Source organism: Kangiella koreensis DSM 16069, from assembly GCF_000024085.1.
Taxonomy (GTDB): domain Bacteria; phylum Pseudomonadota; class Gammaproteobacteria; order Enterobacterales; family Kangiellaceae; genus Kangiella; species Kangiella koreensis.
Genome location: NC_013166.1, coordinates 1,523,148 through 1,539,247 on the forward strand (window position 1 = coordinate 1,523,148; position 16,100 = coordinate 1,539,247).

The 16,100-nt window shown below is 42.7% G+C and carries 13 protein-coding genes and 1 tRNA gene; 2 read left to right on the plus strand and 12 right to left on the minus strand.

What is annotated here, in order from left to right; genetic code table 11:
- Nucleotides 1–297: 297 nt before the first annotated feature.
- Genes astE through KKOR_RS07105 form a run of 3 tightly spaced genes read right to left on the minus strand, consistent with a single transcriptional unit; the run spans nucleotide 298 to nucleotide 3,719 of the window.
- A complete protein-coding gene (gene astE, locus KKOR_RS07095; RefSeq protein ID WP_012801348.1) occupies nucleotides 298–1,326 on the minus strand; it encodes a succinylglutamate desuccinylase in 1,029 nt (342 codons plus the stop codon).
- Between the two features lie 11 nt (nucleotides 1,327–1,337).
- A complete protein-coding gene (locus KKOR_RS07100; protein WP_012801349.1) occupies nucleotides 1,338–2,204 on the minus strand; it encodes a M23 family metallopeptidase in 867 nt (288 codons plus the stop codon).
- A gap of 9 nt (nucleotides 2,205–2,213) precedes the next feature.
- A complete protein-coding gene (locus tag KKOR_RS07105; RefSeq protein WP_012801350.1) occupies nucleotides 2,214–3,719 on the minus strand; it encodes a DNA recombination protein RmuC in 1,506 nt (501 codons plus the stop codon).
- 440 nt (nucleotides 3,720–4,159) lie between these two features.
- Between KKOR_RS07105 and KKOR_RS07110 the strand changes: the two genes are divergently transcribed.
- Together KKOR_RS07110 and KKOR_RS07115 are read left to right on the plus strand one after the other, a co-directional pair.
- Nucleotides 4,160–4,699, plus strand: a complete 540-nt coding sequence (locus KKOR_RS07110) for a hypothetical protein (protein ID WP_012801351.1) — start codon at nucleotides 4,160–4,162, stop codon at nucleotides 4,697–4,699.
- 14 nt (nucleotides 4,700–4,713) lie between these two features.
- The gene (locus KKOR_RS07115; RefSeq protein WP_012801352.1) at nucleotides 4,714–5,958 is read left to right on the plus strand and encodes a S8 family peptidase; all 1,245 of its coding nucleotides are present in this window, start codon (nucleotides 4,714–4,716) and stop codon (nucleotides 5,956–5,958) included.
- Nucleotides 5,959–6,300: 342 nt separating this feature from the next.
- On the opposite strand, the gene KKOR_RS07120 is transcribed toward KKOR_RS07115, so the two are convergent.
- From KKOR_RS07120 to KKOR_RS07160, 9 genes are all read right to left on the minus strand, one after another.
- Nucleotides 6,301–6,377, minus strand: a tRNA-Arg gene (locus KKOR_RS07120).
- Nucleotides 6,378–6,525: 148 nt separating this feature from the next.
- Nucleotides 6,526–7,872 (minus strand): diguanylate cyclase domain-containing protein, encoded by a 1,347-nt coding sequence (locus KKOR_RS07125; protein ID WP_012801353.1) that lies wholly within the window; start codon nucleotides 7,870–7,872, stop codon nucleotides 6,526–6,528.
- Nucleotides 7,873–7,981: 109 nt separating this feature from the next.
- A complete protein-coding gene (locus KKOR_RS07130) occupies nucleotides 7,982–9,184 on the minus strand; it encodes an efflux RND transporter periplasmic adaptor subunit (protein WP_012801354.1) in 1,203 nt (400 codons plus the stop codon).
- Nucleotides 9,185–9,190: 6 nt separating this feature from the next.
- A complete protein-coding gene (locus tag KKOR_RS07135) occupies nucleotides 9,191–11,557 on the minus strand; it encodes an ABC transporter permease (protein ID WP_012801355.1) in 2,367 nt (788 codons plus the stop codon).
- A gap of 1 nt (nucleotide 11,558) precedes the next feature.
- On the minus strand, nucleotides 11,559–12,317 hold the full coding sequence (locus KKOR_RS07140) for an ABC transporter ATP-binding protein (protein WP_012801356.1): 759 nt from the start codon (nucleotides 12,315–12,317) through the stop codon (nucleotides 11,559–11,561).
- Between the two features lie 351 nt (nucleotides 12,318–12,668).
- Nucleotides 12,669–13,922 (minus strand): DUF3644 domain-containing protein, encoded by a 1,254-nt coding sequence (locus tag KKOR_RS07145; protein WP_012801357.1) that lies wholly within the window; start codon nucleotides 13,920–13,922, stop codon nucleotides 12,669–12,671.
- 105 nt (nucleotides 13,923–14,027) lie between these two features.
- A complete protein-coding gene (locus KKOR_RS07150) occupies nucleotides 14,028–14,354 on the minus strand; it encodes a hypothetical protein (protein WP_012801358.1) in 327 nt (108 codons plus the stop codon).
- Between the two features lie 103 nt (nucleotides 14,355–14,457).
- Nucleotides 14,458–15,555, minus strand: coding sequence for a TIR domain-containing protein (locus KKOR_RS07155; RefSeq protein WP_012801359.1), 1,098 nt, complete (start codon nucleotides 15,553–15,555; stop codon nucleotides 14,458–14,460).
- Nucleotides 15,556–15,878: 323 nt separating this feature from the next.
- Entirely contained in the window at nucleotides 15,879–16,091 is a 213-nt protein-coding gene (locus KKOR_RS07160) for an RNA-binding S4 domain-containing protein (protein ID WP_012801360.1), read from the minus strand.
- Nucleotides 16,092–16,100: the final 9 nt, after the last annotated feature.

Sequence of the window (16,100 nt, forward strand, 5' to 3'; positions counted from 1 at the left end):
AATATTTTCTACAAAAAGATCAAAAGCAGATCCTGAATCAAGTTCAGGATGACAACTTTCTGTAAGTCTGATATCCAGAAGGTTAGATACATTGAGCGCTCCGATCATAGGGAGGTTGATTACCGTCCTATTAAGAGCTCGATTCTATCAATAAACCAATTTCCTAAAAGCCTGTCATCCTGAACTTGATTCAGGATCTGCTCTTAAGGTTTTTAAAAGCTCCGTAGCTTATAAAGTGTGGGACGAATAGTTTTCCACTAGCGCTTCTCTTTGAGTTACAGTTAGTAGTTTAATTGACTAACCCAAACTCACCGGCTCTATCAGCAAGGCCATTCTTTGCCCCATCGGAACTTTATTATTGGGGAAAACAATGGCCTCACCATCTGACTCCACAACATAAGGCTCTTCAGGATCAGACAGCAGTTCAAAGCCCTGTTCAAACTCGGTGAAGTTCGCCAGGTCATCGTCCACATTGAGATGAGAATCATCAGAAACGCGCAACAACTCTTTCTTCACCGCAAACAGATTTAACTCATCGGTAGAACGATCATTATTGAAGTGATAGTTGGCAGCGACCAGCTTGCGCAATTGGTTTTCAGATTGCTTAAAATCATCACGGTTATTTTCGCCAAACGGTTTCACTTTCCCGAGCTCGACGGTAAATGCATCGGCTTTAAAATGATGGCTGCTGTGATAGGAAAAAGTAGAACTTGGTTTGTGATACAACAAAACCGTATTAACACCACAGTCTTGCATAAAAGCTAATTGCTCGGCCTTAGCATCGCGCCCATCAAGATAAGGGTAAATAGCAAAGCGCTGATGTTTAGAAGCTCGAATCGCGGTGTGAAGGTCGTAATGATAACGACGCGCATCCCCAGGTGACTTTTCAAAGAAATCCTGAACCGCACTTTCTAAACGCTTTGCGCGCAGAGCTTCATAACAGTTTGGATCAGCTTCCAGGTACGATTTCCAATGATGGTTAAACATGCGATTCAAGTTAAATTCCAGGAAGCGCTCCTGTTGCAGCATGGCTTTAGGATTGCCCAGCAATATCAGAAGATTAACCTGTAATGACTGAACTCCAACAAGAATATCGCGTACTATGTCGCTGACAATTTCCATCGGCGCTGTTTCATTTCCATGCACACCGCAGGAGAGACACACATATTGATCGCTGGTTTGCTTAGGAATAAATTCGAGGATGCCAGCATCATGGAAGATGGCCTTACCCTGCTCGATATCTAGCTCAAAGCGCTCATGCTGATCAGGATTCTGGCAAACAAAATCGATAAAGTTAAAAGTATTAAAATCTTGTGTCGTTAACATAAATAGTGGGGTTACTTAGGTTCTGATTTAGTTTTTGATTGAGTTTCTGTTTCTTCAAAAGGCGGAACCACTAACTGTGGATCCAGGCGGTGATGCAACCAGTTGATACGCCAATCGAGATGTGGCCCAGTTGCTCGACCGGTAGCACCAATTCGACCAATAAAATCGCCCTGCTTTACCGATTCTCCCACTTCAACATCGACACTGCTTAAATGTAAAAAAGTAGAATTCACGCCAAAGCCATGATCGATAATGATAGTGCCTCCTGAAAAATACATATCAGGATGCACCAGACGAACAACGCCATCAGCAGGCGCAACCACTTCAGTACCAGTGGGCGCAGCCACATCAACGCCGAAATGAGGGCGTTTCGGATCGCCATTTAATACACGTTGGCTGCCGTAAAAACCACTCAAGCGCCCTTTTGCTGGCCAGATAAAATCCTGCATGAAATATTTAAAATCAGTGATTTCTGCTCTAGCTTCAGCAACCAATGCCGTTTCACGCTTGATACGTTCAAGTACTTCTGGCTTTCGCGGCGTTACCTTTGATGGAGGAAGTCCGTCAATACGCTCAATGTTGTATTGTCTTTTACTGATGGTAATCGGTTGCGTCTCTGTCTGCTCACTCTTGGAAACTTTCAAGCTAGCCGTTTCTGGCATATCACGATGAAAACCAAATACAAAATATCCATCTTCAGAAACTTTGACTTCCTGACCGTCAAACTCGACTTTAGCACCAGGAACCGCCTGACCGATCACCAGTCCACCTTGAGTAAAGTCACCTTTTAATGACAATATCAAGGGCTCCTGAGCACCTAGTTTAGAAGCACTAAGACCAGTCGCTAATAATAAAACCAAAACAATCAATTTTTTCATTTCATCAACCTACTCAGAATCTTTTTTGTTTTCAATCTTGGCGGTAGCTGCCACTTCTATAGAGTGCTCATGATCCTCATGGTTCAACTCAACCTGCTCAATTTTCTCAAATCGGCTACTGATCTTATCAGCGGAGATAGTCACTTTCTTAACATCATCAGACACGTTATTAATGTGTCGAGCCAAATCACTCATACGCGTTCTAAAACGGCCGAAATCCTTCGACAGATACCCTAAATGTTCCTGAATAATATGGACCTGTTTGCGCGTCGCTTCATCTTTCAGAACAGCACTGGCCGTAGTCAACAAGGCCATCATGGTGGTTGGTGACACCATCCACACCTTTTGTTGCTGAGCAAACTCAACCAGCTCTGGGTGATGCGCATGAATTTCAGCAAACACTGCCTCAGCCGGAATAAACATCACAGCACCAACAGCAGTTTCCTGGTCGATAATGTATTTGCTGGCGATATCATTAACATGCTTTTTAATGTCTTTAATAAAAGCTTTATGCGCCTGATCACGCTCTGGCCCTGAACGCTCGACGTCAACCATCTTCTGATAATTTTCCAGCGGAAATTTGGCATCAACGCCAATCACACCCGTTGGCTCAGGCAAAAACAAAGCGCAATCAACAATTTTGCCATTACTAAAAGAATGCTGAAATTTGTAATGGCTGGTTGGCATAACGTTGGAGACTAAAGACTCCAGCTGTACTTCACCGAAAGCACCACGCGAGCGCTTGTCAGAAAGAATTTCCTGCAAGCTAACCACGTTACTGGACAGCTCGGTAATCTTTTTCTGCGCATCATCAATCAGCGCCAGACGCTTTAATACATCCTGGAAGGTCTGAGTGGTTTTCTCAAAGCCATCAGCCAAACGCTTCTCAACCTGACCACTGATTTCTTTAAGGCGCTCGTCGGTGGTTTTGGTCAAGCCAGACATGTTTTTCTCAAAATTTTCAGCCTGAGTTTTCAGATTCAGCGTAATCTCTTCGCGAACATCTTTCATGCCGCGACGGAACTGCTCCTGCAACATAGCCAAAGCTTCTTTTTGATTCAGCTCAATCTGATCCTTGAGTTGTAGAATATTCTTCTGCAGAGTCTCTTTGAACTGATACAGCTCTTTTTGTTGGCTAACCGTATTGTCGTTAACCTTCTGGCCAAGATTGTCACTAAACTTATTGAAACCGCCCTGCACCAGACTTTGGAACTGTTGAAAGGATTCAGAAAGCTTAACCTGATTACCCGCCAGCTTTTCAACCATGCTATCGGAAGCACGCTGATTCTGTTCAACTAAGCGATTAAAATCGTTCTTAGTCTGCTCAAAGGTATGGCTCTGACGAGAGTCCATGCTCTTCAACAAATCCCGCGACACCGACATATCATCAAGCAGCTGCTTGAAGGTATTCTTTTGACGAATCAAAGCCGCCATAAAAGCAATCGCCAAAATGACAATGATGACCAACAAAATGATTTCAATCGGATACTTAGACCAAAGAGTTTCTAATGACATGAATAATAGGCTTGTGGTTGCAATCGTTTAGTTTCGTTATAGGCACTTATTATACACACAAGCCACCGCATCAAAAGTAGCATTTGCAGACCCCGCTCCTGTAGGTTGGATAAAGCTAAACCGCCATCCAACAGTCGATGCAACCAGCCCCCAGTCCTTTAGGGGCGAACTGCATTCGCCCTAAATTTTTTCATTCAGCGACACCAAGGCGAATCCCCCAGACGAAAGAAGCACTGAAGTCACCCCGCAATGCAAAAGTGCATCAAAAGCGACCCAAATCACAGCCCGGGTACCGAAACCTGCCTACGCCTTGTTGTTTTTTTATACATTTCATAGAGTGTTTTTTGCTGATTTGCTCGCTTTATTCAGCAATAGGAGTATTTGTTGTTTATTGAGAGAGTTGGTCGGCAATACAAAATGGAAATCTAAGGAGAAAGTTTATGAAAAAACTATTAGTAGGAAGCTTAATAGCGTCATCTCTCGCTATTTTAAGTGGTTGTGGGGCTGATGGAAGAGTGACAGGTGGTGGAACCATGCACTCAGCCGGCGGCGATGGAAAAACCGTCTTCACAATCAATGCCAGCCGATGTCCCGACTCCTCTGGGGAAAGCGTTGTAAAAGGAAAAGTTCAATTACACGATAAAACAGCCATTGACTTCGAAAATACAGGCGGTGTCAGCTTGCATGCTGACGTCACTTCAGCCATGTATTGCTCAGATGACCCAGCCGATGACAGCGGTGAATACTGCTTACAATGCCAGTCAGCCGGATATTTCGAAGTTGAGTTTGCTTATAACTCTCAAAACAACCAGAACCCAGGCGAAGGAAGCGGCTATATGTGTATCGCCGATGCAGGCTCAGGAAATGGACTACACGGGATCGCCATCGTTCAGGTTACTTCTGGACCATACGACGGCTACACCAACCTCGGTGGAGTCAGCGGTAACGTACAAACTCACGAATGCGACACTCAAGAGTAAAGGGAGTTTATAACATGAAATTAAATAAAATCAGTCTAGCAACCCTTGCTGCGGTAGGATTAGCTATTTCATCAGCAGCTGCAGCGAACACCTTGGTTCATAAACGCTTTATAGTTGAATACCCAACGCAAAAAAAAGCGGAAGTGATTCAAAAATTAAATGAAGCCGGTGCAGAGATTAAACTGGAACTCGACTCGCTGGATACCATCGCCTTTGAAGTGGATTCACTGGAAACTTTACGAAACTTACGGGCAAGTTCCAATCTAAAAATCGAGATTGATCCTGTCAGAACCGTAACACCTTCAGATGTCACACAGATTGAAGACCACACGGATGATCCTTTAAAGACTCACCCTTCGCTCTACGGTATTCATATGGTGCAATCCGGTGACTTTCCAAATGGAGCGGCAGCAAACCCTTCTAAAATCTGTGTGATTGATACCGGCTACGATATTGCTCACGAAGATTTGCCCAAAAACGCAATGGGCTCAAATGATCTGAGTGGCCCCTGGTATGGCCCACTGCCAGAAGATTTGCACTATCATGGCACCCACGTTGCCGGCACGATTGGCGCGATAGGTAATAATGGTATTGGTGTGTCCGGCGTTATTCCCAATGTTGAAGACACGGGCGGTTTCTATATCGTTCGATATTTTGACTCGGAAGGCGGTGTTGCCTACGCTTCAGGTCTTGCCGGAGCGATTGAGGAATGCGCAAATAACGGCGCTAACGTCATCAATATGAGTTTAGGTGGACCAGTCTATTCCAAAGTGGAAGAAAGAGCCTTTGAACGTGCTCGTAAGGCAGGTGTTTTGAGTATCGCCGCCGCAGGTAATGATGGAGTTTCGACTCATAGTTACCCAGCTTCTTACGACTCGGTCATGTCTGTGGGAGCGCTCGACTCGGCAAAAGTCATTGCTGATTTCTCGCAAACCACTTCACAGGTAGAAATCTCTGCCCCCGGAGTTAGTGTTGGCTCAACAGGTCCCGGTAATGAATACATAATCGCCAGCGGAACCTCAATGGCAACGCCACACGTCGTCGGAGTCGCAGCACTAGTCTGGAGCCATTATCCACACTGCTCAAACTTCGACATCCGCACCGCACTTAAAGCTTCAGCGGAAGACCTGGGCGAACCAGGCCATGACTATGCCTATGGCGCAGGACTCGTTCAAGCCAAAGCAGCCTATGATTATCTTGCAACCAACGGTTGCACAGGCAGAGTCTGCAAAGGTAAAGAATGCGACCCTGCAAAATAATCACCTACTCACCAACCTAAAAGGCGGCCTTAGCCGCCTTTTTTTATGAGTCTCATCAAATCAAAACTCCATTTCTATAGAGAGCGAATAAATACAGTTTTATAGATCTGAATTGAGTTTTCTGCAGGCAATAAAAAACCCCGCATAGTGCGAGGTTTCTTGAATAATGGCGCGCGTGGAAGGATTACTGCGTCGCTACGCTCCTTGCCCTTCGGGCCGTCGTCGGCTACGCCTCCAACGTTCAAAGCACTTCGTGCTTTGTCGAACTCCTTCGGAGGTTCTCATCATTTTCTTTGATACAACGAAAAAAGGCTTCCGGTTTAAGGGAAGCCTTTCGAATAATGGCGCGCGTGGAAGGATTCGAACCTCCGACCGCCTGGTTCGTAGCCAGGTACTCTATCCAGCTGAGCTACACGCGCATCTCGTTGTCGGGCGGTATTATGCCACCAGACGATGATATGTCAACGCCCTTTTGTAAATTTTTCCAGAATATTTCAATAAAATATCTAACTGATTGTTTATCAAACAAATCTGGTTCAAATAGTAGTCAAATTCAATGACTCTTAGTTATAATTTTTTTGACTCTTTCTTATCTTCATACATCATTAAATCAGCTTTGTGTACGAGCTCTTCCATATCATCTGTATCGTAAGGGAACAAGCCGTATCCCGCGCTTAGGGATAGATTTAAGTTATGCTGCTCAAATTTGAAGCTCCGTTCATTAACAGCCTTTTTCAGTTTATGAATAACGCTTTCAACCTCATTCTTTTTGTAAACCCTTGGCAATAAGATTAAAAATTCATCTCCTCCGAGACGACAACAGATATCTGTTTGTCTTACATTATCAAGAATAATATTTGCAACCTCGGTTAGTACATAATCCCCGGCTTGATGGCCGAAATTATCATTTATGTCTTTAAAACCATTTAAATCAATAGAAATTACAGCGAAAGGCTTCTTCTTTTGATCCTCTGTAAGCTTTTCAAGCAAAATAAATGCAAACCTTCTATTGCGCAGCCCTGTTAGTTCATCAAGCATTGAAGCTCTATGAGCTAAATGGTAAGAGCGGTATAGCAGCATGACTAAGAGTAAAATTAAGACTATAAGGCCATAACCCATTACTCTATATATTATTAAGCTATTAAGAAATGTATTAGATGGGGCTTTCATCATGCTACCTGTCATTACCCAGCTACCACCAGGTATTTCAATGACAGAAGTAATATCCGCCTCATCAAAAACCTTTTTATTACCTATAAAAAATGGTCCTTCTCCACCAGTTCCATTCAGGCCCCTAATAGCCACATCAAACTTATTAAGCAGCCTGTAAAGTCCAGCATCTTCAAAAAGCTTTTCAACATCAATTACAATGCTTACCCCACCCCAATAATTGGAATTTAGGGGAACGTCATCAAATACTGGGAAGCGGGCAATAATGGCTTGACCACCTTGCACTAACTCTAGTGGGCCAGCCATAACAACAGACTTAGTAAGACGTGCATTTTCTACCGTCTTGAACTGCTCAGGCTTGCTTCTGAAATCAAAGTCAATTGCCTTTTCATTGCCTTTAAATGGATAGACCTTTGAAATTACATAACCTTCAGAAATTCCGATGTTTCGTATATAACGACCATTTTGGATCAGGGTTTTAGCAAATGCATCAAAATTATCAAGTGCCAACTCTTTATTTACCGACAACACTGTCACTAAGCCGTTAGCTATAAATACATCTGAATACAAGGCAGATTCAACATTAGCTCGAACCAAAAGAAATTCTTCAGTCAAATGTTGCCGAGCCTCTCTATTTATATCTTCTTCGTATGATTTTAAAAAAAACTCAAACAGAATAGTTGTTATTACCAAATAGAAAAAACAAGCTAAAATAACAGCTAGATTAATAACCTTTTTTTTCATAACCTATCTCTCGTATAAACTATTCGCTTATTTTTAATTAGCTGCTCGTTACTATTTTATATTTTTGCTGACAATTTAATCTGATTAAAAACTAATCAGCACCTGAATCTTACCGTTTTCTTGGTGTCACTGAAACCCCATCTTCAATTTCTTCGCTGGGGTTATAAATTAAGTCTTCCCCTTCGCTAACACCACTCAAAACTTCAGCTTCCAGTCCATTAATCGCCCCTATCTGCAAAGTGCGTTTGGTAGCAACTCCATCTTCAATCGCAAAGGTTACCCACTGATTACCTTCGCGAACCATGGCAATAACCGGAACAATCAGGCTGTTCGGTTTATCGGCCAGTATAATATCCACATCCAGCTGGTAGCCATGTCCGAGTTTCAGCCATTGCTCCTGAGGACTTGTGAAATCTATGTAAACATTAACTCTCTGCTCTTCAATTCCTAATGCGGTTACTTTCTTATATGCCATGGGCTCAACCTGCCTGACGAAGCCTTCAAGAACCGTATCGCCGCCCCAACCTTTCATCCGGACCTTCTGTCCCTTGACGACTCTAACTGCTTCGGTTGAAATCAGCTCAACTTTAATATCTAGGTTAGTGGGATCGCCAACATCCATGATTGGCTGAGCTGCATTAATTACACCCGCACTTTCACGGTAGCGAGTTAATACCACGCCGTCAGCTGGCGATAACACCTGGCTGCATTCACACTTAGGCAGGAACTCAGATAATGAGGTATCCAGCAAGGCCTGAACACGCTCCAGCTCTGCTCTTCTGAGTTGTAACGTTGCCTGAGTAGCCTGTAGCTCCTGTTGTAAACTTTGATAAATTTTCTTAGCAGTATCATACTCACGTTCGGAAATCGCCTGGTCTTTATATAAACTATCAGCTCTTTCAAGATCACTTTTGGCAAAGCTTAATTCGTTTTGCACCTGTCTCAATTTAGCCTGAGTCATTTCCAGTGCGGATTGGGCTGCATGCAACTCGGCAACGGCCTGTTTTTCACTGCGCGGATCGAGCGGCTGCGAACGTAACGGCTCGATTTCAGCAACAACGGTTGTATTTGCTTCAACGGGATCACCCACCTCCAGCTCAACGCGACGCAAATAACCAGTTATTGGTGCTGACACCTGGTAAATATTTTTAACCCGAGTCTCGCCGACTTCAGACACCACTTCATAAAATTGGCCTTTAGTAACCGTTACTGCTTCGACTTCAATCGCTCTTGGCCAAAAGCCATAAGCCAGCAAAGCAACCAAAATCGCCACTAACACAATCCATAACTTAAATCGCTTATTGATACCCATGAATAGTTATTCCTTGGTCTTTAATACTTCGATAAGGTCGAGGTGATGAATTCTTTTTACCACAAACAGCGCAGACATCACTGAAGCTATGATCGCCACAATCACGGCATAGCTATAGGTATGGGGGTAAATAATGATCGGGATCCTGAATAATTCAGTTTCAAATGCATAGCCCAATAACTGAGTCAGTCCCCATCCGACAAAACATCCTAAAGCCAATCCGATCAATGTCAGTAACCCCACTTCACATAACAAAATATAAGAGGTTTCACCTTTAGTAAAACCCAAAACTCGTAATGTGGCCAGCTCGCGTCCTCGCTCTGAAAGAGAAATTCGAATCATGTTATAGGAAACCCCAAACACCAGAATTGAGGATAGAACTATAAATATAAACATAAACACCAGCATACTCTCAGCGACCGTTTCATTAAATGCATCAAGCAACGATTGCTTCGTCATCAAGGCCGTAATAGCCGGAGACTCCTTAACTGCTTTATAGAGCTCGTTGTAATGTTGCGAATCAACCACAAGGTTAAGCATAAAATACTGGCCGACTTCCCCAAGCTCCCGATTAAGTGTTTTGAGGTTCATATAAGCTGGCAAGCCAATAAAAGTATCGAATATTCCAACAACGGGGTAATCTCGCCGCAAACCGGACTTATCCAGAAACTCAACATAAATCCGATCGCCAACGCCAATATTTAACTTCTCAGCCAAAATGCTTCCTATGACCATACCCTCTTCAGGCAATGTGACGACTTGTTCTGAATAGGTGTCGTAAATAGGCTGCAAGGTAGCATCCGATTCTAATCCTGTGATAGAACCGCGGTGAGTTTTTGTGCCATTAATAAACTCTACGGAAACATAACGAATTGGCTCTGCTTCAATGACGCCAGGAAGCCGCTTAACCTGATACAAAGCCTCCTGCTTCTGGTTCTCATAAAAAGCCAAGGTCATATCTTGGCGTTGGGCGTCATTAAAAAATGAAATCCCTAAATACTTAATCGCATCTGACATCTGAATGGCTAACACCATCAGACCCACAGCAAAAGAAATTCCGATAACCGTAAAACTGGCTCTGAGCGGCTTACGAATAATTTGACGAACGGCAATTCGGGTTGGCTGATCGAGCCAATGCTTAATATAAGGAGTATCGACAAAACTTTTATGGTAGATATCAGGGCTTGGCGGAACCATCGCGACGGCAGGCGGTAATTGAACCACTCGAGCTATCGATCCAACAATTCCGGAAAGTGCAGCTAAAACACTAACTCCCGAACTGGCTATAAACGAGATAAATGAAAAATCATAAACCAGAAGTGGGAAACGGAAAAACTCCGCATACATTTCAGTATTCGCCTGACCAAGATAAGCGCCCGCGGCTAAGCCAATAACAGCCCCCACTAAGCACATGACCAACACCATCTTGAAGTAATGAGCACCGACTTGAAGGTTGCTATAACCAAAGGCTTTTAATAATCCAATTTGCTCACGCTCATTGGTAATCATCCGGCTTAGTACCATGTTCGTAAGAAATGCCGATACCAGCAGGAAAATCACCGGAAAGATGATTGAGGTGGTTTTTAATTGCTGTATTTCATTATTAACGAACCAATAAGAAATCTGGTCATCACGTAAATAAGAATTCCTGCCACCGTAAGGCTCAAGAACCATATCAATCTGTTTTAATAAAGCCTGATGATCTGACGCCGCGTCGAATTTGAAAGCAACATCATTAAATGCACCTTTGAGGTCAAAGGCAGCCTCAAGTGAGCTTTGCCCCGCCCATAAAATTCCGTAGCGTGCGTCATCAGGCATCAAGGAACCCGGAGAAATTGAGTAGATATACTCAGGGCTTAGCGCAATACCAACTATCCTGAAATAACGCTTTTTGCCATTCATCACAGCCGAAATCCTGTCACCCAAATTCAAGTTGTGTGCTTCGGCAAAAGGTTCATTCACAATCACCTCGTCCGAAGCTCCCGGAGCAATCCAGCGCCCTTGCCTCAGGGCTAGCTGATTAAGCCTCGGTTGCCCCTGGTCGGGAATGGAAGTCAGTAATCCCATAACGGGTTCATTGAAATCCGGCATATCCAGACTGGCATATTTCTTGATACGAGTTTCAACTAAGCTGATACCCTGAATCGCTTCTAATCGCTGCTTAACTGTATTCGGAACTCGCACAGCGCTAACAAAAGCATCGGCAAACTGATAATCGGAATAATACTGCTCGGAAGTTTTTTTCAAGGATTCTAAAGTGGTCAAAGCCATACTCAAGGTTGCAATACCCGATGCAATGACTAAAGCCACAGCAATGACCTGGCCTTTGACATGCCATAAGTCACGCAACAATTTCAGGTTCAGCGCGCGCATATCACCACTTTAACTCGCTCGGAGACAAACGGTTTGAATTGGATTGGATATCAGAAACCTTGCCATCGCGAAGCGTCACCACGCGATCAGCAATGCCGCCCACCGACGTATTATGGGTAATCACCACCGTCGCAGTACCCAGCTCACGATTGACCTGCTCAATAGCTTCCAGCACCAAAATACCGGTCTGATGATCCAAAGCCCCGGTCGGCTCATCGCACAACAGAATTTCAGGTTGCTTGGCGATCGCCCTGGCAATCGCAACGCGCTGCTGCTCGCCGCCCGAAAGTTGCCCAGGGAAATGATCCTTTCGCGGTAACAAACCGACCAAATCTAACGCTTCTTCAGGCTTAATAGGATTTTTAGCAATCTCAGTGACTAAAGCGACATTCTCTAAAGCCGTAAGACTCGGAATCAGATTATAAAACTGAAACACAAACCCCACATGCTCGCGACGAAAACTGGTCAAAAGCCCCTTACTGTCAGAGCTAATCAGCCGGTCTTTGAAATACACCTCACCCGAAGTCGCCACATCCAGACCACCGAGAATATTCAGCAGCGTCGACTTGCCGCTTCCAGACTCCCCCAGCAAAACCACCATCTCATGCTCAAACACCTGAAAATCAACGCCATCCAACGCCTTAACCTCAACCTCCCCGGTCTTATAAACCTTAGTCAGATTGTGCGCATGCAACACAGGCTTTGACTGAGTTGATGATGAATCACGAGTTTCTTCTTTAGTAGATAGTATTTCAGACAAGCTCAAATCCCTGATTAAAAAACAAACACCTTTGATTCATAGTAAGAATCGAACCGAAAGATAGCAACAGAATTTTAAAGGGAATGGGGGTTGGTTGATTTATGTCAGCTGGGTAAGAGCGTTTGGGTCTGAAGTAGCTAAATGCTAGGAACTATTCAATCCAATGTTTGTGGGTGTCCAATACTTTTTCATGTGGAATGTCTCCCTTTTATGGAGTTAATGGGGTCAGAGTATATTTCAAAGCAAAACCATCACACTAACTTAATTAATTTACTCTGACCCCATTAATTCGGCTAACATTAGCGACGAAGGAACGCAAGCCAAGCGTTTTGCGTCCTTTTGAGTAACGTGTTAAATGGCTTGTGCTTTCACCTCTGCCATCTTTTGTTTGTTCTTTAATTGTTTAATTAGGAATTTTACCCACCTCATTGAATATAAGTAATGATCAAACCCTTCGATAAAACTCGAGTACTCACCTTTAAAGCCTTCTTCGACTTCTCTTGGTCTTGCCTCGTAAAATTTCCAGCACTTTGTATGCAAGGTCATATTAAAGCCTTTAACCTTCTTCTCTACCAACTCAACCACTTTTGAGGGCTTCAATTTAAATGGGTTCTCTATGCCTTTTATAAACGCAACCCCCTGCTCATAATTTTCTATTTCTTCATCACTCAAGTTGCTTACGTTCAAAAACTCTACTGCGATATCGGATGATTTTGCATGATTTCCCAATTTAGGTACCAAGAATGCGCGAATCCGATATTTTTGGCTTTGGACAATGTCGTCGTTAAGATCATTTCTATAAGTTTCCATATATTCACGAACAACCTTATAGTTTTCTTTTTGAAGTTGTTTTAATGAGTCGACTTGGGCTTGCTCGCTAATTCTAGTTAATTGCATTGCAATGGCTAAATTAGCTGTAAGAGCGTGGTCGTCACCAAACTCTTCAACAAGTAAAGTTTCAAAGTTACTTAACGCAGACTGACACTCCCCACATACAGCCAAATCGATTGCTGGTAAACTACGATGTTCAATTTTATTTCTTAAACCAATCAAAAATTTAATATTGGCTTTTTCTGCATTTGTCTCTCCTTGCCAAAACGCATCACAACACTCGCTTAGCTCCCAAGCTTTCTCTTCACCATCGATGAATATTGGCTCTCCATTTTCGTCTAAATGGAAGTAATTAGAACCACGCTTTTCGAAAATAGCATGAAAAAGTGAAGTATAAGCAATAACAATGTTTACAATAAAGCCGTAAGTTTTGAATTCTGTATAAGGGTTGTTGTAGGTTGATACAGCAAGTAAGGCGAACTCTTTTGCTTTATGAACTAGGATTCCTTTAGTTGAAAAATCTTCGGTTTTTTGCAGTTTTTGGCTATGTACACTTCGAAATTCTTCTTTACTTAAATATGAAACCCCTGAACTTGAGTACTGAGTTCCATCTTTTGCCACATATTGATGCCAACGCTTAGAAGGGTATGTACTGCATGTACCTGTGCTCCACCCCGTAGCTTCTGCTAACTGCGCAATTGTAAAAGTCTCGGTTTCTTTTTCTTTGGCTACCAAGAATTCGTAAGCCAAATCAACTTTATCATATCTACTCATGCGCGATTCCATTTGCCATTTTAAAGTTAATGAGGATTCAAAGTTAATTCTCTAAACCCATTAATTTTCCTATACTGAAATTTGTGGGTGTCCAATAATTTAGTTTTAACTTTCAAACTTCTGAAAGCTAATTTGATTTGAAGTGTAAATTGGCTCACCTCTCAAAACCCCTCTATTTGGCAAGCATATTTTATATGGCTGACCGGCTGAACTGGGAGGGAAGATTGCCTGAACCTCTGGGGCCGCCTCTTTATAATACTCATCGACAGACTCACCTACTGTGGCCACCATAGTCTTTCCATTGTGTTTATAAGTAAGTGAGTAGATCATTTCTTCTGGCTGAGGACTGGAGTTACCAATAAACTTTGCAATGCTATCTATTACACTTAATGCTTCTTCGGTGCTTTGTGTGTGTGGAACAAAAAATTTCATATTTTCATCCTTGCTTTAGTTTTGAAATATAATACTGACAGTACCGGACAATATGGAACGTAGGGTAAATATCGTTCGGTGTGACTGCTAATGTTATACATAGCTACTTAAATTGATTAAATGTTTTAAGTAGCTTCATTGTTGCTTCATAATCCAATGCGTCACCTTCGTACTCTGAACGATATAACCCTTGGAGGTTGGAAGGAAGCTTAACGCCCTTTTTTACAAGTAACACAAAGTTCTTATTATACAATGCAATAGCTGCACCAATTTCTATAAGAACATTTTCATTAATTTTTGAGTGCTTATTGCCCTCAGGGTCAAGAAGTTCCTGCTCTGCCTCTAAATGTATAACCGCAGCCGAGCACTCTCGCATATCCTCGAAAACCTTCTCTGGGACGGGTATCGAGGCAGTTTCTTTCTCAACCGAGACAACCGGGTTAAACTTGCCAAAAGTCAAAAGTTCTTTTAGCTGCTGCACAACTTTTTTGTTCTTGCCATGGCTTATGAAAACATTGCTATTTCGCTGTACAGGCTTTACTGGTTTCGGCTCACTCTCATTATTTTCCGCAATCCTCCTAGCAAAATGCTCTTCATCTTCCTCAGCATGTCGATCCAACAAATCTTCGTCATCAAGGCTATCGTTTATGTTTTCATCTTCTATTTTTGGCGGAGATGCTGGAGAGCCAAGAGCCACGAACAAACCTGTTTTAGTCTCCTTTAATATCCCTGTATAAATACCATTTTCACGAATAATTTCGACTGACTTTTCAGCACGCTCTTTCGGAAGACCCATTCCAACCAATACGTTTTGAGCAATATTTTCTTTTGGAAACTTGGCCTTGTTATACTTCTTTAGAAATTCACCCATCTTGGTTGGCTGCAAGATAGCCTCAACTCTAGCGAGATCATCGTCTCCATCATCTTCAGGAGCTACAATTCGCCTACCGAGATCAGTTAAAATAATTTCGTTAGCATTGTAACCGCCTTCCGTGAGACCATAAGCAATTGAGGTACCACAAAGGCTACGCCATCCACCGCTAGTTGGAGACAACCCCAAAGCAAGTGCTATTTCGTGTGGCGCAGCTCCTTTACCCGCGAAGTTTTCCCATATAGCTTCTCCTATCACCAGAGCCTTAGCTAGAGTCTCTCTGGGAAATTCTTTTTGACTAAGCTTTGCTCTCTTTTTGCTCTCTGACATTTCAAATCCTTCTAAAGGTACACATTGTATAACCGGAATTTCAACGATAATCTTATGATTTAAAGTGATATATTTTTATATATCCGTTTTATGACTAACACCCTATAAAAAGCGGTCATTCCTGCTCAGTTATCTCTTCCAAGATCTCAGCTTAACTACTCTTTTGTGACATAGTTAACACCTTATAATAGTTTGGTTTTCGAGTATTGCAATGACTTTATTGGTTGAATATTAATCAATACTATATATGCAGGGATAAATTACAGGCATAAGAAAACCTGCCGAAGCAGGTTTAAGTAGTCTAATAGCAGAATTAAGTACGGTTACTTCAGTAAAACTTTGAACTCATCGTCCATAAATTTAATAACGTCACCTGACATGATTTTCTTTCGTTTTCTCTTCTCTATCTCACCGTTGACTAACACCTGACCGTCATCGATTACAGCCTTTGCCTCACCGCCACTACTTACAATACCTTCGAACTTTAGTATTTTATAAAGCTCAACAGGCTCTTTTGTAATTTCTACTATCTTCACTACATGTCC